The organism is Rasiella rasia, from assembly GCF_011044175.1.
Taxonomy (GTDB): domain Bacteria; phylum Bacteroidota; class Bacteroidia; order Flavobacteriales; family Flavobacteriaceae; genus Marinirhabdus; species Marinirhabdus rasia.
Map to the genome: position 1 here is coordinate 2641027 of NZ_CP049057.1, position 22424 is coordinate 2663450.

Consider the following 22424-nt stretch of genomic DNA (forward strand, 5'->3'; position numbering starts at 1 on the left):
GAGAAGCGTTTTAAAATGAGTGCATAAGATTTTCAGTACATTCGTAAAAAACAACATCATGCGAATTCTAATTTTTACGCTGTTTATTACTCAAATAGTATTTTCTCAGCAAACTTATCTGCACTGCGGAAAAATCCTAGATTCAAAAAATGGCTTGATGCTTTCAGAAAAAACAATTATTATTTCTGGAAACAAAATCAACAGTATTGAAGACGGCTACATTGCCTCTCGCAAAAAAGATGATCAAATTATTGATCTTAGAAATATGACCGTGCTTCCTGGTCTTATAGATATGCATGTTCATATTGAAAGTGAAACGAGTCCAGATAACTACTTAAAACCTTTTACGCTCAACGACGCCGATGTTGCATTTAATGCGGCAGACATTGCTAATAGAACTTTATTGGCTGGTTTTACTACGGTACGTGATTTAGGGGGGAGTGGCGTAAACGTGGCCTTGCGAAATGCCATTGCAAAAGGTAAAGTGCCTGGGCCTAGGATTTTTACAGCAGAAAAAGCAATTGCAACTACAGGCGGACATGCAGATCCAACTAACGGGAGAAAAAAAGAACTTATGGGTGACCCAGGTCCCGCCGAGGGAGTAATAAATAGCCCCGATGACGCCAGAAAGGCAGTGAGACAACGCTATAAAAATGGGGCAGACTGTATCAAAATTACTGCCACTGGAGGCGTGTTGAGTGTAAGTAAAAACGGTGAAAACCCACAATTTACTCAGGAAGAACTTAATGAAATTATAAAAACCGCAAAAGAATACGGAATGACCGTAGCGGCACATGCACACGGGATTGAAGGAATGAAAAGAGCAATAATAGCGGGTGTTTTAACCATTGAGCATGGCTCTTTAATGGATTTAGAAACAGCACAACTCATGAAGCAATATGGCACCTATTTAGTGCCCACCTTGTCTGCAGGAAGATATGTTGCTGAAAAGGCTAAAATACCAGGATATTATCCAGAAATTATTATCCCGAAGATTGAAGCTATAGACGCACAATTAAAAAAGACTTTTGCAATGGTAAGTCAGCAAGGGGTTAATATAGCTTTTGGTACAGATGCAGGAGTTTTTCCGCATGGCGAAAATGCCAAAGAATTTAGATATATGGTAGAGTCTGGATGGTCGCCTATGTTTGCTTTGCAATCTGCTACCATAACAAATGCTAAATTGTTAGGCATGGAAAACGAATTAGGGCAGTTAAAGGCAGGGTTCATTGCAGATATTGTGGCAGTAGAAGACAACCCAATAGAGAATATACAAACAATGGAAACCGTGGTTTTCGTGATGAAAGAAGGTAAGATATATAAGCAATAGTAGGTTTTAAAGCCGTACATCTGTAAAGCGCATTAACAAAGACTTAGCAAAGGTTTAACAATGGCATTTTGGGATTGGATATTCTAATTAGTTGTTTTGCAGTATAATTAAAATCAAAGCAATGCAACTAGTATCAGTCCGAAGAAAGACTAAGAAAGAAAAACGATTTTCAGAAAAAATGGGTATGATGACCGCGAAGGTGATCTACATTCAAAAAACACTCTTTAATATACCTGTAAAAACACTTCACAAATACCGCGAAACCTATTATGGTGAGGTCAAAGATTGTGATGATTGTATAATAAGTGCTTAAAACCTAAAAAATCCCGAACTTTTAAAAGCTCGGGATTTTTTTTAATTCTTTATCTAGTACAAACTATAAAGCTGCTTTTGCAGTAGCTACACTTCTGTCTATCTTTCGCATTAATCCTTGTAAAACATTTCCTGGACCAACCTCTATAAATTCGGTTGCGCCATCTTTAATCATGTTTTGAATACTCTGTGTCCATTTTACTGGAGCTGTTAATTGAAATATTAAATTCTTTTGAATTTCAGCAGGGTCATTCACCGCAAAGGTAGATACGTTTTGGTAAATTGGGCAGGCAGGAGCTGTAAACGTGGTGTTTTTAATTGCTGCCGCCAATTCTTCTCTGGCAGGTTCCATTAACGGACTGTGAAAAGCGCCACCTACGGGCAATATTAATGCACGTCTTGCGCCAGCGTCTGTTAATTTTTCGCAGGCAAGATTTACTGCTGAAATATCTCCGGAAATTACTAGCTGTCCGGGGCAGTTGTAATTTGCAGCAACTACGGTTCCTGGTGTGTCTGCACAAATAGCCTCTACCAAATGATCTTCTAAACCTAAAACAGCCGCCATGGTAGATGGTTCTAATTCGCAAGCTTTTTGCATGGCTTGAGCACGTTTTGAAACCAATGTTAAACCATCGCTAAATGCCAACGTTCTGTTAGCAACCAAAGCCGAAATTTCTCCAAGCGAATGCCCCGCAACCATATCGGGTTTAAAGTTATCTCCTAGTACACTTGCAAGAATTGTTGAATGCAAAAATATAGCAGGTTGGGTTACTTTTGTTTCTTTTAACTCGTCTGCCGTTCCTTCAAACATAATTTTGGTAATATCGAAGCCCAAAATATCATTGGCTTGTTGAAATAGTTCTTTTGCCTTTGCAGAAGTTTCGTAAAGATCTTGTCCCATTCCAGTGAATTGGGCGCCCTGTCCTGGGAATATATATGCTTTCATTATCGTTGGTTTTGCTGGTAAAAATAATATAAAAAATCCCCTTTCCGAAATTTGTAAAAGAGACTTAAGAAAAAGAAGCTACGATTGATTTTGCCTGCGAAAGATAGCCACGCCCAAACAAGTTAAGATGTACTAATAGATAATACAGTTGAAAAATTGGTATTCGTTGTTTCCATCCAGATTTTAAAGGAAAAATTTCATGATAGAAAGAATAAACGGTAGGCGGAAAACCACCAAACAAGTGCATCATTGCAATATCCATTTCACGAGAGGCATACGCAACCGCAGGATCTATTAAAACAGCATTACCGGTTGCTGAAACTAAATAATTACCATTCCACAAATCACCATGAATGAATGAGGGTGCTTCATTCGGAATTTCATCCGAAATGTTCTGAAAAAAAGAGGAAAGGTTTTCAAAATTAAAACCATTCTTAGATGCTAATGCAAACTGCGGCTTTAAGCGTTGCTCTATATAGAAGGCTGCCGAAGTTTCTTCAAAACCATTTACCTGCTTTAATGAACCAATATAATTACTGTGTGATAAACCAAAGTCGTGCTGCGTGATTTTGTGCATTTTGGCTAGATTTTCAGCAAAAACCGACCAAAAATCAGGTGTTTTTCTTCCTTTTTCGACAAATTCTAATAAAATGTAGCTTTGCGCCTTTATTTCTCCAAGGTCTAAAACTTTCGGGATATTAAAACTATTTGTAGCCTCTAGAAGTTGCAAACCTTTTGCTTCAACTTGGAACATTTTTGGAAATTTTGCAGCTTCGTTCAGTTTTACCACAAAATTACCTTCAGAACATTTCAGAAGATAGACAGCATTTATATCACCACCCGCCAGCGATTGAAATTCAATCAGTTTTAATGAATTTCGCTCGGCTATTTCGTTCAAAATAGAATGCATGGTGTTCAACTATTCGTTTTACGGTCGCTTATTTTCTTACCCAGGTCTCATAGGTAAAGGCATAGTCGTGGCGGGTATCTTTGTCGTGAAACTCTTCTGAAACGAGCTCCCATGTGTCTTTGTCTAACTCTGGAAAATAAGTGTCGGCATCAAAAGTGCCATGTACACGTGTAAGTTCAATTTTATCGGCTACCTCCATAGCCATTTTATAAATTTCACCGCCTCCTATTACAAAGGGTTGTGTGTCACTAGAAGCTTTCAATAATGCAGCATCTAACGAATGTACTACCACAGCGCCATCTTTTCTGTAGTTTGTATTTCTAGTAATTACAACGTGGGTACGATTTGGAAGTGGTTTTGGGAAAGATTCAAAAGTCTTACGGCCCATAATTATATAATGACCCGTTGTAAGTTGTTTAAAGCGTTTAAAGTCGTCTGGCAAATGCCACACTAAGTCATTTTCTTTGCCAAGCTCATTATTTTCGCCTGCGGCGGCAATCATTGTAATCATGTTTGTTCTGGGGGTAATTCGTTTGGATTGTTTTTTTTTAGTTCAAGGGTGTGATCTGTAGAAGCAGGAGTCTCGGTTTCTCTGGTCGCCTTTATTTCTTCTACGGTAGCTTCTTGTAGCGCCTGCTTTTTTAACGCATCGATACGTTTTTGTTGTAAATTTTTCAATTTTTCAAGCTGTTGATCCTCCCATTCTTTGCCCATAAATTTATTGGTCACAAAAACATTAAAAACATGGATTAGTAGTAAAAATGACCAAAGTAAAACAGCCCAAACAGACCATTGTGGAATTAAAAAGTCTTCACCTTTCTTTAGTACTAGGTTTACTACTAAAAGTAAAACAGAGCCCACAAGAAAAATTATAAAATGACGCATCAACCCCTTTTTCTGTTTGATTCGTTTTCGTGCATATTCGTATTGCTCACGTTGGTCTGCGTCTATTCTTTCCTTTTTGTTGGTTTTTGAAAACATAGTTGGTTACCTTTAGTCTCACGTAAAAATACCCATTTTTAACCGTTTCAACAGTCCAGTTATGGAAGATTTAAGAAAACTGTTTCCAGCAACACAAACACATACCTATTTAAATACCGCATCTGCTGGTTTACTTTCAACAGCGCTCGTGCAATGGCGTAGTAATCATGATAAGAAATTACTGGAGCAAGGAAGTATTTTTAGGGATACGCATAGGGCGATTTTGGCAGAAGTGCGCAATAGGGTATGCGGTTTTTTTGAAGTTTCACAACAAGAAATAGCCTTAGTTCCTAATTTTTCGTTTGCCTTAAATACACTTTTGGAAGGCGTTTCAAAAGACAAAAAAGTATTGCTTCTAGATCGTGATTACCCGAGTATAAATTGGGCTTTTGAGCAGAGAGGTTTCGATGTTTGTTATGCTACTATCGATGAAAATCTAGAGCAGAATATAGAACAAGCTGTTGCGCGTCATCGACCAGATATTTTTGCTTTTAGTATTGTTCAGTATTTAACCGGAATAAAAATAGACTTTAATTTTCTTCGCCAACTTAAGGCATACCACCCAGAGCTTATGCTTATTGCAGATGGTACACAGTATTTGGGTACAGAGCATTTCAGTTTTACTGAAAGTCCGATCGACGTGCTTGGTGCAAGCGCGTACAAATGGTTATTGTCTGGCTACGGAAATGGTCTATTTATGGTAAAGAGCGAACAACAAGAACAATTGAATCCTAATACAATTGGTTTTAATTCGGCTGATGCTAACTTCGGAAATCGTCACAATTTGCCATTTATGAAGCATTTTGAACCTGGGCACCAAGATACTTTGAACTATGGGAGTTTAGGGGAAAGTCTTCGGTTTTTAGAAACCATAGGTATAGCTGCTATTGAAGATTCACTTCAACAATTAACCTCCAAAGCCAAAGAAGCCTTTGCCGAACGAGGCATATTAGAGGAAATTTCAGCAAAAAGAAAAACACATAGTACCATTTTCAGTATAAAAGGTGATGAAACGTTATTTCAGAAATTAAGAGAACAAAAGATTATAGCCTCACAGCGTGGTGATGGAATACGTGTTGGATTTCATATTTATAACACCCAAGACGATCTGCAACAACTTCTTTCAGTGCTTTAAGAAAATTTAAATTTGAGACTAGTATTTTCTGCTTTTTAAATTTATGAGTACATTGGAGGCCACATAATTAACCCCAAATATTATGAAAATAAAATACCTACTGCTGCTTACTTCAATAGCGCTGTGCCTTCCTTGGCAGAATAATGCGCAAGAATATCTAGAATTAATCCATAATCCTACATCACAAACAACCCTTCAAGAGGTGCAAGAATTAGCAGAATCTTATTTTGCTAATCGCGACAAAGGAAGAGGGAGTGGTTATAAGCAATACAAACGCTGGGAGCATAGAATGCAGCGTTTAGTAAATGCAGATGGCGTTATTGGTAAAAATTTTAATCGGTTAACTTGGGATGCGGGAATAAGTGCAAATGCCATAGATCCAACAAATTCTGGTACTAGAATGGCAGGCTGGACCGATCTTGGTCCAACCTCGTATACTAACGGTTCTCAAGGTTATAATGGCGGTATGGGCCGCGTTGGAGTGGTTGGATTTCATCCCACCGATGCAAACACAATTTTTGTAGGAACACCGTCTGGTGGCCTCTGGAAAAGTACCAATGGGGGTACATCTTGGAACCCAATGTCTGATGCCTTAGCGAGTATAGGGGTTTCTGGCATAGCAATAGATCATACCACGCCAGATACTATATATATTCTTACTGGCGATGGTGATGGAGGGGATACCCGTTCTATTGGTGTTATGAAATCTACAGATGGAGGTCTCTCTTGGGCACCTACCGGTTTAAGTTGGGGTGTTGCTGTAAACAACAGAGGTTATAAATTGCTTATGCACCCAACAAATAGTAATATCATGTTTGCCGTAACCACCATTGGAATTCTAAAAACAACCGACGGATGGGCAACATGGACTAATGTGCAAGGTGGAACTTTTAGAGACATAGAATTTAAACCTAACGACCCTAGTACGGTGTACGCAGTAAGCCCAGATACTTTTTATAAATCAACAAATACAGGAGATTCTTGGGGAGTTATTAACGCCGGATTACCATCTGGAGAGAGTAGAATTGCACTTGCAGTAAGTCCTGCAAATCCAGATTACGTGTACTATCTTGCCGGTCCGAGTTTAGGGGCTGGTGTCTTTAATGGTATCTATCGTTCTACAAATAGTGGTACGAGTTTTAGCACTATGACGACTACACCTAATATTTTAGGCTATGACACTAACGGCGGTGACGACTCGCACCAATCGTGGTATGATTTGGCCCTTGCGGTGAACCCGTCTAACGCCAACAATATACTTACAGGTGGGATAAATGTATGGAGGTCTACAGATGGTGGTACAACGAATACAGCCGTTTCCAAATGGAACCAACCTGAAGGTAGTTTTGAATATGTACATGCAGACATTCATGAATTAACCTACAATCCGCTTGATGGCAAATTATACGTTGGAAGTGATGGTGGGGTCTCCGTAAGCTCAGACAACGGACAAACATTTACCAATATATGGGATGGTCTGCAAATAATGCAGTTTTATAGAATTGCAGGAGTAGAAGCAAACCCCAATTTAATTATTGGAGGGACACAAGATAATGGAACCAATGTATATTCTGGGGCACCTAATATTACTCATATTTACGGAGCAGACGGAATGGATTGTGTAATAGATTATAATAATAATAATACCATGTATTTTGCATATCAGTTTGGTGGTTTTAGAAAATCAACGAACGGTGGAAATACTAGTTTCGATATACAGCCTGCTGGTTCTACAGGAACTTGGGTAACCCCATATGGCATGGATGCCACCAATCCTAATATTATTTATGGGGGTTATACAGACGTGTATAGGAGCACGAATGGCGGAAGCAGTTGGACAAATCTAGGGTCTGATGGAAGTGGAGGATTGGCTATTGGAGTAGACGATCCAACTCGTTTGTATGCCTCGTCTGGTATTGATTTGCAAATGTCTTCAAATACTGGAGGTTCTTGGACTACAATTACGGGACCATGGCCAACACTACTTATTACTTCAATTGCTATAGACCCTGCAGATGCTACACGAATTTGGGTTACTTTGGGAGGCTATACAGCTGGACAAAAAGTATATGAATCTACGAATGCTGGAAGTACATGGACCAATGTGTCAGGAACCTTACCTAACATACCCGCCCTAAGTATAGCATATGAAGATACAGGTGGATCGCCTATGGACGCTATCTACGTTGGTATGGATGTAGGTGTCTATTACAAGTCAGATGTTACTCCTTGGCAATTACACGAAACGGGTTTGCCAAATACACCTATTTACGACTTAGAAATTAATGAAACCAATAACCTTATTAGAGCAGGAACTTTTGGTCGTGGCCTTTGGGAAGCGTCGCTATTTAATTCGTCATGTGACTTAACCGTTACCAATGTATCTACAACAGACACATCATGCCCAACATCGGCAGATGGAACCGTAACAGTTACGACAACATGTTCTACTTGTACGGGAATAGAATATACTCTAACACCAACAGCACCTCCTGGACCCCCTATAACACAATCTAATAACGGTGTATTTACTGGCTTACTAGCAAATTCGTACGATATTTCGGTGGTAGATTCTGGAGATTCTTCATGCAGTGCAGGATGGCCTAGCAATCCAGTTGTTGTTAATCCAGGGTCTGAATCTGTGCCGCCTATGATTTCTTGTATGGGAGACATAACACAAAATTCTGACACAGGCCTTTGTACTGCTGTGGTAACATATACAGCCCCTGTGGGCACCGATAATTGCCCAGGAGCGACAACATCTCAAACAGCGGGTTTGCCAAGTGGTAGTGCTTTTCCTGTTGGGACTACAACCAATACTTTTGAAGTGACCGATTCCTCTGGAAATTCCAATTCTTGTAGTTTTGATGTAATTATTGTAGATAACGAGTTGCCTACACCATTTTGTCAAGATATAACTGTGCAATTAAACGCAGCAGGAATGGTAACGATAACGGCTTCAGATATAGATGGAGGTAGTAGCGATAACTGTGGTATTGCATCCATGGCAGTTAGTGTAGACACCTTCGATTGTTCTAATGTAGGAGCTAATAATGTTGTACTTACGGTTACAGATTCTAGCGGAAACTCTAATACCTGTACAGCAGTAGTGACCGTTGAAGATACAGTAGGACCTACAGTAAGTTGCCTAAACATTAGCGTTTCGTTAGATGCCGCCAATAGCGTAATGATTGTTCCAGCCGACGTGGATGGGGGTAGTTCTGATGCCTGTGGCATAGCAAGTATGTCTTTAGATATAGACACCTTTGATTGTTCAAACCTAGGAGATAATAATGTAACCTTACTTGTTACCGATGTAAATGGAAATACAAATTCTTGTATCGCGGTTGTGACAGTGGTAGATGTAGAAAATCCCCTAGCAATATGTCAAGATATAACTGTACAACTAGATGCTACTGGAACAGCTACAGTTGCTGCTGCCGATTTAGATGGAGGGAGTTCAGACAATTGCGGTATTACAGCTTCTACGGTGAATATAGACACCTTCGATTGCACTATGGTTGGACCCAATACTGTGGTGTTAACTGTTACAGACGGAAGTGGGAATAGTGATAGTTGTACTGCAGTTGTTACGATTGAAGATAACGTTTCGCCAGCTGTAGTGTGCCAAGATATTACTGTTCAATTAGATGCTTCAGGAATGGTAACTATAGTGGCTTCAGATATAGATGGAGGTAGCTCTGATGCCTGCGGAATAGCATCTGTGGCTGTAGATATGGATACGTTTGATTGCTCTAATCTAGGGCAAAATAATGTAACGCTTACCGTGATAGATGTAAACGGAAATAGTGCGAGCTGCATTGCGGTTGTAACTGTAGAAGATGCCAATATTGCTCCGATGGCTGTCTGCCAGAATATTACAGTGCCCTTGTCGGCTAGCGGAACTGTCACCATTTTACCACAAACGGTAGACGCAGGATCTGTAGGCGCTGGTTGTGTAAGTGGAATGACGCTAGATATAGATACATTTACCTGCGATGATGTAGGGACTCCAGTTGAGGTAACCTTAACTATTATGAATGGAAGCGGAGTTACAGATAGCTGTACAGCATTTGTGAATGTTGTAGATTCTTTACATCCAACCGTTGAGTGCCCCGAAGATCAAACCGTTACTTCGGAAGGCCCCTATACCTTGCCAGATTATGCCGCCTTAGGCATGGTGATCGAAGCAGACAATTGCGTGGATAATCTTACAGTGTCTCAATTACCTGCTCCTGGAACAATTTTGGAGCAAGGAAGTTATAATATAACCATACAGGTTACCGATCCTTCAGGGAACCGTGATATTTGTACTTTTGGACTAACTATAGATGACCTTCTTAGTACAGCTTCACCAGATATTTCATCTTTAATATTATATCCAAATCCAGCTCAAACTGAGATTTTCTTGGCGAATCCACAGCATCTTCCACTTGAACGATTGTCAATATATGACATCTCGGGAAGATTGGTTAAAAGTATTTTGGTACATGGAAATGAGATAGAAACACGTATTAATATTTCAGAATTAGCAAGTGCGAGTTATATTGTAGTTGTGACGTCTCAAACATCACAATCTGTTATGAATATGATAAAACAATAGACATTGTAAGGAATTTGAATTGTTAAGGGCGATTTTTAAATCACTTTTGTGCAGTAGGTAGATGATTTACACACATTCATCGAACTGAGGGACTTGGAACATCTTTGTAAGATTTTTTTTACTATCTTTTTTTTCTAGTAACCAACAACATCCTCTTTCATATTTAAATATCCTCACTATGAAAAAAACTACCCTCTCAATTCTTACGTGTTTTCTTTTGTTTTTCTTCGGAATGCATGCGTCTAATTTTAGTGCTGTCGTTCCGCCAACCCTAACTTGTCCTAGCGACATTACTGTTTCTAACGATCCTGGAACATGTGAAGCTGTGGTAGATTATATTTCTATGGCTTCTGCAATAGATCCAGAAGATGGTGATATTTCGGGAAGTATCATAACAACGGTAGGGCCTGCCAGCGGATCGGCATTTCCAGTTGGTGTAACTCCAATGGAATTGAGCGTTACCGATAGTGAAGGAAACACAGAAATATGCAACTTTACAATTACCGTAAATGACACTGAATTTCCTGCAATTACATGCCCAGCAGATATTTCAAGCACCAATGATCCAGGGGTTTGTGGAGCAAATATTACGTTCTTAGTTGAGGGAATGGATAATTGCAGTGTTAGTACAACTAACGAAATTACTTCAACATTTGCAGATAATAACGGATTTGCAGGAAACATGTTCGACATTACTGCCTCGGGAGGGGAGGATGTTATTATTAACGGTTTCTTAGGTCACTTAACGCCTAGTTTTGGTACAGAAACTATCGAGATTTGGTATAAAACGGGAACCTATTTGGGCTCTGAAGATGACCCAGCACCTTGGACATTGCACGAAACAGTTGTTGCAATTGATAACGGTAACACAGGGCCAGGAGGAAATGCAATAACTACATTAACGACCCCTTTAACAATTCCAGCGGGAGTTACATACGGAATTTTCTACTTTACCAATGTTGCTAATGTAGATTATACAGAAACACCAGGGCCTACTCCACAATCTGATGCTTTTGTCACCCTGAATTTTGGTATAGGTAAAGGGACGAGCACTGTAAATTCATTTAGCGGAGATAATTTTTTCTGGCGGATATGGAACGGGACGATTTATTACAACACAGGCAGTCTCAGTGTAAATCAAACTTCTGGATTTCCAAGTGGTAGTGTATTTCCTATAGGGACTACAACCAACACTTTTGAAGTTACCGATGCTGCTGGAAATACCACTTCCTGCAGTTTTGATATTACCGTAACAGACGATGAAGCCCCAGTAGCTTCGTGTCCAGCCACTCTTTCGGTAAACACAGACCCAGGCATGTGCTCGGCTGTTGTAAGTTATATGGTGCCAACCTCAGATAATTGCCCTGGCGAAACATTAACACAAACAGCGGGTCTTGCAAGTGGCAGTGTTTTTCCTGTAGGTACAACAACAAATTCGTTTGAAGTGACCGATGCTTCAGGTCTTGTAAGCATTTGTTCTTTTGATGTGGTGGTAACAGATATGGAAGCACCTGTAGTAAATTGTGTTGATATTACCATTCAATTAGATGCTACAGGAAATGCAATGATCACAGAGGCCGATGTAGATGGAGGAAGTACAGATAACTGTGGGGTAGCTTCCACCAGCATAGATATTACATCATTTACTTGTAGTGATGTAGGTGCTAATAATGTAACGCTTTCAGTAACAGATGTAAATGGAAATATTGGAACATGTATTGCTGTTGTTACTGTACAGGATGTAGATCCACCAACAGCTGTTTGTCAGGATATCACGGTTCAATTAGATGCGGCAGGAATGGCGACTATTACACCTGCCGATATAGACGGAGGGAGTTCAGACATATGTGGGATTGGAAGTTTGTCCGTAGATATTAGTTCTTTCGATTGTTCTAATCTCGGACCAAACAACGTGACCTTTGTGGTTACCGATGTAAATGGAAATTCAAGTAATTGCATGGCCGTAGTTACAATTGAAGATACCTTAGCGCCTGCCATGGTTTGCCAAGATATTACCCTTCAACTCGATGCTACCGGGATGGCTACAATTACACCAGCAGATGTAGATGGTGGTAGCACAGATAATTGTGGGTTTGCAAGCTCAAGTATCGATATTAATAGCTTTGATTGCTCTAACATAGGGCCAAACAACGTGACCTTGACAGGAACAGATAATGAAGGAAACACAACAAGCTGTATTGCTGTAGTTACGGTAGTGGATTTAGTTGCTCCAGCGGTAATATGTCAGGATATCACTGTGCAGTTAGACGCCACTGGTATGGCGGTGATTACACCCGCTGATATTGATAACGGAAGTACTGATAACTGTGCAATTGCATCTATGTCATTAAACAACGATAGTTTTACTTGTGCCAATGTAGGCATTCCAAATAATGTTACCTTAACGGTTACAGATACCTTCGGAAATACATCAAGTTGCTCGGCAATTGTAACTGTAGAAGATGCAATTCCTATTAGCGCGATTTGCCAAGATATAACTGTAAATCTAGACAATGACGGGGAAGTAACTATACAGCCTGAAGATATAGATGGGGGTAGTTTCGATAATTGTGGAGTGTCTAACTTAAGTATTTCTCAAAGTTTGTTCACCTGTGCAGATGTGGGGCCAAACGACGTAACACTTACTGTTACTAATTCTAATGGTGAAACAGCTAGCTGTATAGCGGTGGTGACAGTTGAAGAAACAATTTTAGCCCCTCAAGCTATTTGCCAGAACATTACAGCTCCGTTACAGGCAGACGGTACTGTTACGATTTTACCAGAAGCAGTTAATAATAACTCTGTTGGTATTGGATGTAATGGAACATTGAGTCTCGATTTATTTACGTTTACCTGTGACGACGTTGGAGAACCAATTCAGGTAACGCTTACAGTAACAAATGAGTTTGGAGTAACCGATTCGTGTACAGCATTCGTAAATGTAGTAGACTCACTAGATCCAGCTATTACATGTCCAGAAAATCAATTTGTAACGTCTGAAGGACCATATACACTGCCAGATTATTTTGGCAATGGTTTAGTGACGGTACAAGACAACTGTGAGACTAATTTAATACTATCACAACAGCCGCCTGCCGGAACTGTTTTGCAACAGGGAAGCTATAATATAACTATGGAGGTTGAAGATCCTTCAGAGAATATAGCAACTTGTGTTTTTCAACTTACTATAGACGATTTGCTTGGTGTTGAAACGCCTGCAGATATTACCACCTTATTAGTATACCCAAACCCTGCATCTAATGAAATTGCTGTTGCAAATCCGCAGCGCATTGACCTAGAACAACTAGCAATCTATGATATAACTGGAAGATTGGTAAAAACAATTCCGTTACAAGGTATGGGTATTGAGAGACGTGTGGATATCTCAGAATTGGCAAGTGCTACGTATATGATAATAATTTCTTCGGAAACTAGCCAGCGGGTATTAAATATCGTGAAGCAATAAGAGTGGTTACTCTGTAATTTGTACACCTTTCTAAATAGCTTTAATACATTATTGTTTCTAATTTTTAGCTCCTTATTGATATGGGTTAATTTAGAATAGAGGTACTAGTAAGCCTTTCTTAGGATATAATTTTTGTAATACCGTTTTTTATCTTCAAAAGAGGTTTCAATTGTTAATCCAGACGAATGGGCAAGCCATTGCACTACTTTGTCGTTGTACTTTTGCGAAATTTCTGTGTGAATGGTTTCCCAAGGGTCAAAACTAATAGTTAGGTCTAATGCATCGATGGTAACTTGCATAGCTTCTGTAGCTACTAAATAGCTCTTAGCAGTACCTGTTTCAGGATCATATACTTCCCAATGTTTAAATTTCTCTGGGTTGAAATTTCCTCCCATTTCAGTATTGATACGATGCAGCAAATTCTTATTAAATGCCTCGGTAACTCCAGTAGGGTCGTTATAGGCGTCTAAAATTGTTTGCGGATTTTTCTTCTGATCAAACCCAATAAATAATTGGTCTTCTGCGCTCATGGTATCTTTTAGCTTGGTCAAGAAATCAATGGCGCGTGGGTGCAATAGATTGCCAATATTTGACCCCAATACCAAAATCACTTTTTTCCTCTTGTTGAAATGATGCAATCGCTCTAAAACTTCAAAATATTCACCTTTTTCGGCATCTACAGCAATTTTAGGAAATTGACTTGCTAAATCTGAGGTTAACAAATCGATAGAGTTCTGGCTAATGTCTATTGGTTTGTAGATAAAATTGTAATTGTTTTCTAATAGATGTTTTAGTAATACTTTGGTCTTTTTTCCATCTCCAGCACCCAGTTCAATAAGGTCAAATCCTTGGTTGTTTTTGCCAAAAAGTGATGCTATTTCTTTTGTGTGTAGCGAGATAATTTCATATTCGCAATTTGTAAGGTAATATTCAGGAAGGGCCATGATATCCTGAAACAATTTGTCTCCTTTCTCATCATAAATATATTTTGAATAAAGGTATTTCGGAAACGTAGTGAGACCAGTGCGCACATCTTTTTTGAAAGACGCGTCTATTTTTGAAGGAGAGGAAAAACTCATAAAATGATATAGAAATTATTTTGCCAATCTTATGCCAGTAAACTGCCAGCGAAGATTTGGTTGAAAAAAGTTGCGATAGGTAGATCGGGTATGATTTGGAGCCGTTACTACAGAACCGCCCCGCAGCACCTTCTGATTCACCATAAATTTGCCATTGTACTCTCCTAAGGCTCCTGGGGCCTTGCTGTAGCCAGGATAGGGTAGGTAAGAGCTTTCAGTCCATTCCCATCGAGAACCCCAGTTAAAAGACCCCTGGGCAACTTCCCACTCAAATTCTGTAGGAAGCCGACATTCTTTCCATTGTGCGTATGCGAAGGCTTCGTAATATGAAATATGACACACAGCGCTTTTCAAAGAAATTTTTTGAAGTCCTTCAAAGGTATAGATAAACCATTCGCCTTCAATTTTATGCCAATACATAGGTTGCGATATATTTTCTGCATTTACCCATTCCCAACCATCGGCGTGCCAATAATTAAAATCTTTGTACCCGCCAGCATCAATAAATTCAATAAATTCTTCATTTGTTACTAACCGATTTGAAATTTCAAAATTCTGACAGTATGTTTTATGCCTATTTTGCTCATTGTCATAACAGAAGTCATTTCCAGCGTAGCCAATTTCATAGACACCTTCTGAAAATGAAAGCCAATCTTGCGTTAGGGTTTCTTCGGGATTTTCAATAAAGGATTCTCGATATGCAGGAAGTAGTGGGTTATTGCCAAGAATATATTTAATGTCGGTCATTAATAGCTCTTGATGCTGCTTTTCATGATGTATTCCAATTAGCAATACTTCTTCGATTTCAGCGGAAATACCCTCTTCTAGAAACGCTTTAAGTTCATGTGTAACATAATGCCTGTAATCATACACTTTAGTTACTCCAGGACGTGAAAGGTTACCTCTGTCACTACGAATTACTCGTTTCCCTAATGTTTCGTAATAGCTGTTAAATACATAAGCGAAATCGTCGTGAAAGAGCTTGTAATTTGGTTTGTATTTTTCAAGAATAAAAGTTTCAAAAAACCACGTAGTATGACCTAGATGCCATTTTGGTGGTGATACATCTAGTGTGGGTTGTACCACATAATCTTCAATTTCTAAAGGTTTACATAGAGCTTCAGTTAAAGCTCGTGTTTCTGAAAATAAGCTAAGGAGTGTTTGTGTTTCAATCATAGAAAAGCGTTAAAACACTAATGTTTCAACCCTCTAAAGATACTAATATTGTCCAAATTTTTCAAGGTAGCACCGAGTTAAACACTTGTTAAACTACCCTAAGGTGAAGACTAATGGTAAAGTGTATTTTGCGGCAGAAGGTTTGCCTTCATGTGTTCCTGGGCGAAATCTAGGTGCTAATTTGAGGACTCTTTTAATTTCTTTTTCCAATTGAGGATGAGCCGTTCTTACAACAATGTCTTTAATGCTGCCAGCCGTGTCTATGGTAAACTGCGCATACAGACGCACGCGTTTTTCATTTAAATTTAGTCCTTTAAACAAGCCAGTGTTAAACTTATTTCTTGCAAAAGCGTCTATCGCTTCTTGAGTGCAAGCAGTAGAAATTTCTTTGGTGTCGCTTACACAGCCTTGAAATGCAGGGGGATTATCCATTTGGCTAAACGGAACGATTTCTAGTTGTGCTAAAAGAGAAAATGAATTAAAAAGAAAAAGAAAGGGCAGCAGCCGAAGCATCTATCGTCCCGTTTTAAAGGTGATAGGCACCGTGTATTTTATGGCACGGGGTTTTCCTCCCATCATGCCAGGCTTTTTCATTTTTGGAATCAGGCTTATATTTCGTTTGGCCTCGGCTTGCAAAGCTGCCGTACCTCCTGAAATATTTTTAATATCTACCATGCCTTGCTCATTAATGAAAAATTCAACAACAACTCGCCCTTGTTCATTTTTTTTGTACGATGCAGGAGGATATTTAAAGTTCTTAGCGATATGCGTTGCAAGTTTTTGCTTGAAACAATTGTCACGTTGTGACGCATTTCCGCTTTCACAACCAGGCCACACAGGAGCTAATTCTTTTAGTGTTAATTTGTTCTTTTGTACATCTCCCCATTCTTGCTGAGCAAAGATGGTAGTAGAAGCTAATAGTGTAAGAATAAGTAGGATATTTTTCATAAGTGATGGTTTTAGATCGCCACTGCACCTTTAATGTGCGGGTGGGGATTGTAATCAACTAGGGTAAAGTCATCAAATTTAAAGCCAAATATATCTTTTACATCGGAATTTAACAACATTTTTGGTAAAGGCCTTAAATCACGCGACAATTGAAGCTCTAATTGCTCTATATGATTACTATAAATATGGGCGTCTCCAAAGGTGTGTACAAAGTCTCCGGCTTGGTATCCACAAACTTGTGCCATCATCATAGTAAACAAGGCATACGAGGCAATATTAAATGGTACTCCTAAGAAAATATCTGCACTGCGTTGGTATAATTGGCAAGAAAGTTTTCGTGTGCTCTCATCTCCAGGGACTTCTGGAGCACTTACATAAAATTGAAAAAAAGCATGGCATGGTGGTAGCGCTGCTTTTCCATTCGCAACATTTTCAGAGAAAGGTTTTGAAGTATCTGGCATCACGCTAGGGTTCCATGCGCTAACGAGCATTCTTCGACTATCTGGATTTGTTTTTAACGTTTTAATAATGTCAGTGATCTGATCTATCTCTTCGCTATTCCAGTTTCGCCATTGATGCCCGTACACTGGGCCTAAGTCTCCGTTTTCATCGGCCCATTCATTCCAAATACGCACGCCGTTTTCTTGAAGGTACTTAATGTTTGTATCACCATTTAAAAACCAAAGCAACTCGTGGACTATAGATTTAAGGTGTAGTTTTTTAGTGGTTACCATCGGAAAGCCTTCACTTAAATCGAAACGCATCTGGTACCCAAAGACACTTTTTGTGCCAGTGCCAGTGCGGTCGCTTTTTACATTGCCAGTTTCAAGTACGTGCTTAACTAAATCGTGATATTGCTTCATCTTCGGTCGTGATTTTTGGATGGTTTAAAAGTAAAAAAAGAGACCTAGGTTTTAAAACGGTAATAGGGTAGTTTTATTACAAGTTATTAACGTAAAGAGATTGTATGAAACAATTCCCTTTTCCGAAGCAGAAAATTACCCAATAATCATTCCCGCAATAGTTGCAGAAATGAGAGAGGCAATCGTTCCTCCTAGCAGTGCTTTCATGCCAAATTTAGATAATGTTTTACGCTGCCCAGGGGCAAGAGAGCCAATACCGCCTATCTGGATACCTATGGAAGCAAAATTTGCAAAACCACACAGCATATACGTAGCCATGATAATCGATTTCTCATAATTTAAATGAAGGGTGTTACTCGTATCTTTTAGTTCTGCCAGTTGAATATATCCAACAAATTCACTTGCGACTAGTTTAATACCGAGCAGTTGTCCCATCATCATCATATCCTCTTCTGCGACACCAATAAGCCACATAAGCGGGGCAAAGATGGTTCCTAGAATGGCTTCTAATGATAGGGTTGGATAGGAAGTATTCGCAGCCATCCAATCGTTAAAGGTTGTTATGTCACCAATCCACCCTAGAATACCGTTAAGCATAGCAATAAAGGCTACAAATACAAGGAGCATAGCTCCTACATTTACAGCCAAGCGCAGCCCTTCTGTAGTTCCATTTGCAATAGCATCTAAAATGTTTGATCCAATTTTTTCTGAAGAAACACGTACATCGGTATTTATATCCTCGGTTTGAGGATATAACATTTTTGAAATAACAATTGCTCCAGGAGCCGCCATCAACGAAGCTGCCAATAAGTGTTTTGCGAAAATAAGCTCTAATTCGGGGTCTCCGCCACCCAAAAAACCAATGTAGGCTGCTAGTACAGCACCAGCTACCGTTGCCATACCGCCAATCATAACCAAAAGCATTTCACTTTTGTTCATTTTTTCCAGATATGCCTTAATGAGTAAAGGCGCTTCGGTTTGTCCTAGAAAGATATTTCCTGCAACACTTAAACTTTCGGCACCAGAAATTTTAAGAAGTTTTGATAGTAACCATCCAAATGCCTTTACTACTTTTTGAATAATACCAAGGTAAAATAATATAGAGGTCAATGCCGAAAAGAAAATGATTGGCGGAAGTAATTGAAAGGCGAAAATAAACCCGAAACTTTCTGTGTCTGCGACCAATCCTTTAAATAAAAACTCGCTTCCCGCTTTTGTGAAGTCTAAAATGCTAATAAAAACCTTTCCAACGCCTTCAAAAATTCCTTGAATAAAAGGAACTTTTAAAACACCAATTGCAATAACTAGTTGAAAGGCTAAACCAATACCAACCGTACGCCAATTAATAGCCTTTCGGTTTGAGCTAAACAAATATGCAATGAGTAGTAGTGTTAGCATTCCCAAAACACCACGCCAAAGGCTATTTAATGAGAACCCTTGTGATGGAATAATAGTAATGTCTTCTTCTGAGCCTGTTTGGGTAGTTGCAACAGCAGTTTCTGTGCGTTCTGAAGCTGCACTTAAAGAATACGAAATATTGTTTTCGGTAAAAACCAGTGTGCTGTCTGTTACTTCGGAAATGTGAAATCTACGAATGGTGTCTTTTGGTTTGGTATGAAAAAGCACCAATAAATTATTTTGATAGATATAATCGCCAGAAGCCTGTAGGCTGTCTTTATTAGCCAGGTGGTAGGTGAAACGACCTTCTTGGAGCTCTAAGCCATCGGTTTGGGTAATTTCATACAACGGAATTCCGTCTTGTCCGGCAACAGAGTTGAAATCCCACTTTTTCTCAATGGTTTGTCCAAGTACATTTCCAGCGCACCCAAAAAATATGAGAAGGAGTAGACATGTTTGAAAGACTGTTTTTAGGGTAGGAATAGGCAACGTAAAACTCTTCATACACTATTCTCGTTTAGAAATTTGATCACGAATGCTGGCAGCTCTCTCATAATCTTCGTTAGCTACCGCTTCGTCCAGCATGGCGTTCAGTTCTTTGTTGGTGAACTTAGAAAAATCTTCGCTCTTTTTAGGTGCAGATTCTGTGTCTTCACCCATAATAAGTTCTTCTAGAATGGCTTCTTCTGCATCTGAAATTTTCTTCTTTTTACCAGGAGAGGTTTTTAAAAAGATTCCAGCTTTTTCTAAGATAGCTTTGTACGTAAAAATTGGTGCCTTAAATCGAAGTGCTAATGCAATAGCGTCACTAGTACGTGCGTCTATGATTTCTTCAAGTCCATCACGTTCACAGATAATACTAGAATAAAACACGCCATCTACCAACTTGTGAATAATTACTTGCTTTACAACGATACTAAAACGATCTGCAAAATTTTTAAACAAATCATGTGTTAGTGGTCGCGGGGGTTTAATCTCTTTTTCGAGGGCAATCGCAATAGATTGTGCCTCAAAGGCTCCAATAACGATAGGGAGTTTTCGCTCGCCATCTATTTCATTTAAGATAAGGGCATACGCGCCATTTTGAGTTTGGCTGTAAGAAATTCCTTTTATATTTAATCGAACTAAGCTCATTCTTTGCAATTAAAAATCTATACCCTATCCCTAACGGGGGAGATTTTCAACACTATTTATTTGCCAATTTTACTCGATAGGGATGGGAGCATACAAATGGCTGCACTAAAAAAGGCTGCTTAAATGAGGCATTGCTTCTTTAAACAGCCTTTTTCGAGGCACAAATTACTAAAAAATATACGTTATGGGCTTCGATACATTTCCTTTTTTTACAAAAAAAGAAATAATATCTACCTTACTAACCTTAGTTGTTTTGAGCCTTAAACTCCTTTAATTTTTCAATTAACTGTGGTACCACTTCAAAAGCGTCGCCAACAATACCGTAATCTGCAGCCTTAAAGAATGGTGCTTCGGCATCTGTGTTAATTACAACTTTCACCTTTGAAGCATTAATTCCAGCTAAATGCTGTATGGCTCCAGAGATACCAATTGCAATGTACAAGTTAGAAGCAACTGGCTTACCTGTTTGCCCAACGTGCTCACTATGAGGCCTCCATCCCATATCACTCACTGGTTTTGAGCAGGCAGTTGCAGCGCCTAAAGTTTCGGCTAGCTCTTCTATCATTCCCCAGTTTTCTGGTCCTTTCATTCCACGACCTGCAGAAACTACAATTTCGGCATCTGCAATGGTAACTTTATCTGTTGCTTTGTCTACGGAAACTACCTTTGTTGAAAAATCGTCGGCTGAAACACTAGGAGAAAAAGATTCGCTACTAGCAGCAATTGCATTTTCATGAATTCCATAGGCATTTTTACCTAGGCCAATAACTTTTACATCGGTATTGATTTCGGTGTTGCTGAATGCCTTGTTGGTGAACACACTATGTTTTACTGTAAATGGAGACGTAGATGAAGGAAGTTCTGTTACATTAGGAACATATCCAGCCTCTAAATTAACAGCAACCAATGGTGCCATAAATTTACAATTAGCGCTAGAAGATAACACAACAACTTTTGCATCTTCTGCCTTGGCTGCTTGTGCAACTACATCTGCATAGGCTTCTGCGTTAAAATTAGTAAGGCTATCGTTAGATACCTCTAAAACTTTAGAGGCGCCAAAGTTTCCTAAAGATGACGTGTCTCCTGCGTTCACTGCGATAGCAGTAACGGTAGAGCCCATCGCGTCTGCAATTCCCTTTGCGTATGAAACAGCTTCCTGTGCTATTTTTTTAAATGATCCGTTTTCGGATTCTGCGTATACTAAAACTGACATATTTTATTTTAAAATTTTAAATTCCAAAACTCAGATTTAATTAGCTATTTAGGTCTAATTAAACTCACATTTCGGCATTTGTGATTTTCTTTTTTTGTTGTTCTTAGATTACCTTAGCTTCATTATGAAGTAGGTTTACCAACTCATCAACATTGTCTACCAATTTAACTGCGCCTTTTGGGGCTGGCTTCTCAAAGGTTTTAGTGTTGGTTTCTGCGTTGGCATCTATAGCTTCTTTAACGTGTAATGGCTTAGAACGTGCTTGCATGATGCCTCTCATATTAGGAATACGTAGGTCACTTTCTTCAACAAGACCTTTCTGACCACCTACTACCAAAGGAAGTGTTGTGCTAATAGTCTCTTTACCGCCGTCTATCTCACGAATAGCTGTTGCATTTTCACCTTCTATTTCAAGGCTTATACAAGTGTTCACAAAATTTGCGTTAATCATTTTGGCGACCATTCCAGGAACCATTCCTCCGTTGTAATCTATAGACTCACGTCCGCCAATTACCAAGTTGTAATTACCTTCTTTGGCAACATTGGCCAACTGCTTTGCAACGCTGTAGCCATCTGTAGCTGGGGTATTTACTCTAATTGCTTCATCTGCTCCAATTGCTAATGCTTTTCGTAGTGTTGGTTCTGTTTCAGGACCTCCTACATTTACAACATGCACACTGGCACCTTGTTTTTCTTTAAACCACATAGCTCGGGTTAAGCCAAATTCATCATTCGGATTAATTACAAATTGTACGCCGTTGGTGTCAAACTTTGTATCACCTTCTGTAAAATTAATTTTGGAAGTGGTATCTGGCACGTGGCTAATGCACACTAAAATCTTCATATATCTCTGTTTTTTGTAGTAATTTTTAAGGTCGTCAAAGATAAAGAATTTAAATCAAAAATACTATGCGTGCATAGTAAAAATTT

The 22424-nt window shown here is 39.2% G+C and carries 18 protein-coding genes; 5 read left to right on the forward strand and 13 right to left on the reverse strand.

The features are described 5' to 3' along the window. Nucleotides 1–58 precede the first annotated feature (58 nt). Nucleotides 59–1330 (forward strand): metal-dependent hydrolase family protein, encoded by a 1272-nt coding sequence (locus tag G5B37_RS11800; protein WP_164680228.1) that lies wholly within the window; start codon nt 59–61, stop codon nt 1328–1330. Between the two features lie 121 nt (nt 1331–1451). After that, entirely contained in the window at nt 1452–1643 is a 192-nt protein-coding gene (locus G5B37_RS11805) for a hypothetical protein (RefSeq protein ID WP_164680229.1), read from the forward strand. A 63-nt stretch (nt 1644–1706) separates the two neighbouring features. On the opposite strand, the gene fabD is transcribed toward G5B37_RS11805, so the two are convergent. The 4 genes from fabD to G5B37_RS11825 all read right to left on the reverse strand — a co-directional run bounded on the left by fabD (nt 1707) and on the right by G5B37_RS11825 (nt 4479). After that, nucleotides 1707–2588 (reverse strand): ACP S-malonyltransferase, encoded by an 882-nt coding sequence (gene fabD / locus G5B37_RS11810; protein WP_164680230.1) that lies wholly within the window; start codon nt 2586–2588, stop codon nt 1707–1709. 64 nt (nt 2589–2652) lie between these two features. Then, complete coding sequence (locus tag G5B37_RS11815; RefSeq protein ID WP_164680231.1) at nt 2653–3498, reverse strand: fructosamine kinase family protein; 846 nt, start codon at nt 3496–3498, stop codon at nt 2653–2655. 28 nt (nt 3499–3526) lie between these two features. Then, the gene (locus G5B37_RS11820) at nt 3527–4009 is read right to left on the reverse strand and encodes a dihydrofolate reductase (RefSeq protein WP_164680232.1); all 483 of its coding nucleotides are present in this window, start codon (nt 4007–4009) and stop codon (nt 3527–3529) included. Beyond that, complete coding sequence (locus G5B37_RS11825; protein ID WP_164680233.1) at nt 4006–4479, reverse strand: 2TM domain-containing protein; 474 nt, start codon at nt 4477–4479, stop codon at nt 4006–4008. The genes G5B37_RS11820 and G5B37_RS11825 overlap by 4 nt, the downstream gene beginning before the upstream one ends. Nucleotides 4480–4540: 61 nt before the next feature. Between G5B37_RS11825 and G5B37_RS11830 the strand changes: the two genes are divergently transcribed. The 3 genes from G5B37_RS11830 (at nt 4541) to G5B37_RS11840 (ending at nt 13683) form a co-directional block, all read left to right on the forward strand. Then, nucleotides 4541–5614 carry an aminotransferase class V-fold PLP-dependent enzyme gene (locus G5B37_RS11830; protein ID WP_164680234.1) on the forward strand — a complete coding sequence of 358 codons (1074 nt, stop codon included), beginning with the start codon at nt 4541–4543 and terminating at the stop codon, nt 5612–5614. Nucleotides 5615–5696: 82 nt separating this feature from the next. After that, a complete protein-coding gene (locus G5B37_RS11835; protein ID WP_164680235.1) occupies nt 5697–10217 on the forward strand; it encodes an HYR domain-containing protein in 4521 nt (1506 codons plus the stop codon). A 178-nt stretch (nt 10218–10395) separates the two neighbouring features. After that, nucleotides 10396–13683 carry an HYR domain-containing protein gene (locus G5B37_RS11840; RefSeq protein ID WP_164680236.1) on the forward strand — a complete coding sequence of 1096 codons (3288 nt, stop codon included), beginning with the start codon at nt 10396–10398 and terminating at the stop codon, nt 13681–13683. A gap of 104 nt (nt 13684–13787) precedes the next feature. Here the strand turns inward: G5B37_RS11840 and G5B37_RS11845 are convergent, their stop codons facing one another. The 9 genes from G5B37_RS11845 to G5B37_RS11885 form a co-directional block, all read right to left on the reverse strand. After that, on the reverse strand, nt 13788–14762 hold the full coding sequence (locus G5B37_RS11845) for an L-histidine N(alpha)-methyltransferase (RefSeq protein WP_164680237.1): 975 nt from the start codon (nt 14760–14762) through the stop codon (nt 13788–13790). Nucleotides 14763–14777: 15 nt separating this feature from the next. Continuing rightward, complete coding sequence (gene egtB, locus G5B37_RS11850) at nt 14778–15938, reverse strand: ergothioneine biosynthesis protein EgtB (protein ID WP_164680238.1); 1161 nt, start codon at nt 15936–15938, stop codon at nt 14778–14780. 93 nt (nt 15939–16031) lie between these two features. Then, a complete protein-coding gene (locus G5B37_RS11855) occupies nt 16032–16451 on the reverse strand; it encodes an energy transducer TonB (RefSeq protein ID WP_164680239.1) in 420 nt (139 codons plus the stop codon). Next, entirely contained in the window at nt 16452–16886 is a 435-nt protein-coding gene (locus G5B37_RS11860) for an energy transducer TonB (protein ID WP_164680240.1), read from the reverse strand. An 11-nt stretch (nt 16887–16897) separates the two neighbouring features. Next, entirely contained in the window at nt 16898–17749 is an 852-nt protein-coding gene (locus tag G5B37_RS11865; protein ID WP_164680241.1) for a thymidylate synthase, read from the reverse strand. 135 nt (nt 17750–17884) lie between these two features. Then, complete coding sequence (locus G5B37_RS11870) at nt 17885–19651, reverse strand: NupC/NupG family nucleoside CNT transporter (RefSeq protein WP_164680242.1); 1767 nt, start codon at nt 19649–19651, stop codon at nt 17885–17887. A 3-nt stretch (nt 19652–19654) separates the two neighbouring features. Then, nucleotides 19655–20281: a bifunctional nuclease family protein gene (locus G5B37_RS11875; protein WP_164680243.1), complete on the reverse strand. Its 627-nt coding sequence runs from the start codon at nt 20279–20281 to the stop codon at nt 19655–19657. 244 nt (nt 20282–20525) lie between these two features. Beyond that, nucleotides 20526–21494: an electron transfer flavoprotein subunit alpha/FixB family protein gene (locus tag G5B37_RS11880; RefSeq protein WP_164680244.1), complete on the reverse strand. Its 969-nt coding sequence runs from the start codon at nt 21492–21494 to the stop codon at nt 20526–20528. A gap of 103 nt (nt 21495–21597) precedes the next feature. Next, entirely contained in the window at nt 21598–22338 is a 741-nt protein-coding gene (locus G5B37_RS11885; RefSeq protein ID WP_164680245.1) for an electron transfer flavoprotein subunit beta/FixA family protein, read from the reverse strand. Nucleotides 22339–22424 lie beyond the last annotated feature (86 nt).

Excerpts from the sequence above, each read along its gene's own strand:
- G5B37_RS11800 (WP_164680228.1), top strand. The coding sequence starts at position 59 with ATGCGAATTCTAATTTTTACGCTGTTTATTACTCAAATAGTATTTTCT.
- G5B37_RS11805 (WP_164680229.1), top strand. The coding sequence starts at position 1,452 with ATGCAACTAGTATCAGTCCGAAGAAAGACTAAGAAAGAAAAACGATTT.
- fabD (WP_164680230.1), bottom strand. The coding sequence starts at position 2,588 with ATGAAAGCATATATATTCCCAGGACAGGGCGCCCAATTCACTGGAATG.
- G5B37_RS11815 (WP_164680231.1), bottom strand. The coding sequence starts at position 3,498 with ATGCATTCTATTTTGAACGAAATAGCCGAGCGAAATTCATTAAAACTG.
- G5B37_RS11820 (WP_164680232.1), bottom strand. The coding sequence starts at position 4,009 with ATGATTACAATGATTGCCGCCGCAGGCGAAAATAATGAGCTTGGCAAA.
- G5B37_RS11825 (WP_164680233.1), bottom strand. The coding sequence starts at position 4,479 with ATGTTTTCAAAAACCAACAAAAAGGAAAGAATAGACGCAGACCAACGT.
- G5B37_RS11830 (WP_164680234.1), top strand. The coding sequence starts at position 4,541 with ATGGAAGATTTAAGAAAACTGTTTCCAGCAACACAAACACATACCTAT.
- G5B37_RS11835 (WP_164680235.1), top strand. The coding sequence starts at position 5,697 with ATGAAAATAAAATACCTACTGCTGCTTACTTCAATAGCGCTGTGCCTT.
- G5B37_RS11840 (WP_164680236.1), top strand. The coding sequence starts at position 10,396 with ATGAAAAAAACTACCCTCTCAATTCTTACGTGTTTTCTTTTGTTTTTC.
- G5B37_RS11845 (WP_164680237.1), bottom strand. The coding sequence starts at position 14,762 with ATGAGTTTTTCCTCTCCTTCAAAAATAGACGCGTCTTTCAAAAAAGAT.
- egtB (WP_164680238.1), bottom strand. The coding sequence starts at position 15,938 with ATGATTGAAACACAAACACTCCTTAGCTTATTTTCAGAAACACGAGCT.
- G5B37_RS11855 (WP_164680239.1), bottom strand. The coding sequence starts at position 16,451 with ATGCTTCGGCTGCTGCCCTTTCTTTTTCTTTTTAATTCATTTTCTCTT.
- G5B37_RS11860 (WP_164680240.1), bottom strand. The coding sequence starts at position 16,886 with ATGAAAAATATCCTACTTATTCTTACACTATTAGCTTCTACTACCATC.
- G5B37_RS11865 (WP_164680241.1), bottom strand. The coding sequence starts at position 17,749 with ATGAAGCAATATCACGATTTAGTTAAGCACGTACTTGAAACTGGCAAT.
- G5B37_RS11870 (WP_164680242.1), bottom strand. The coding sequence starts at position 19,651 with ATGAAGAGTTTTACGTTGCCTATTCCTACCCTAAAAACAGTCTTTCAA.
- G5B37_RS11875 (WP_164680243.1), bottom strand. The coding sequence starts at position 20,281 with ATGAGCTTAGTTCGATTAAATATAAAAGGAATTTCTTACAGCCAAACT.
- G5B37_RS11880 (WP_164680244.1), bottom strand. The coding sequence starts at position 21,494 with ATGTCAGTTTTAGTATACGCAGAATCCGAAAACGGATCATTTAAAAAA.
- G5B37_RS11885 (WP_164680245.1), bottom strand. The coding sequence starts at position 22,338 with ATGAAGATTTTAGTGTGCATTAGCCACGTGCCAGATACCACTTCCAAA.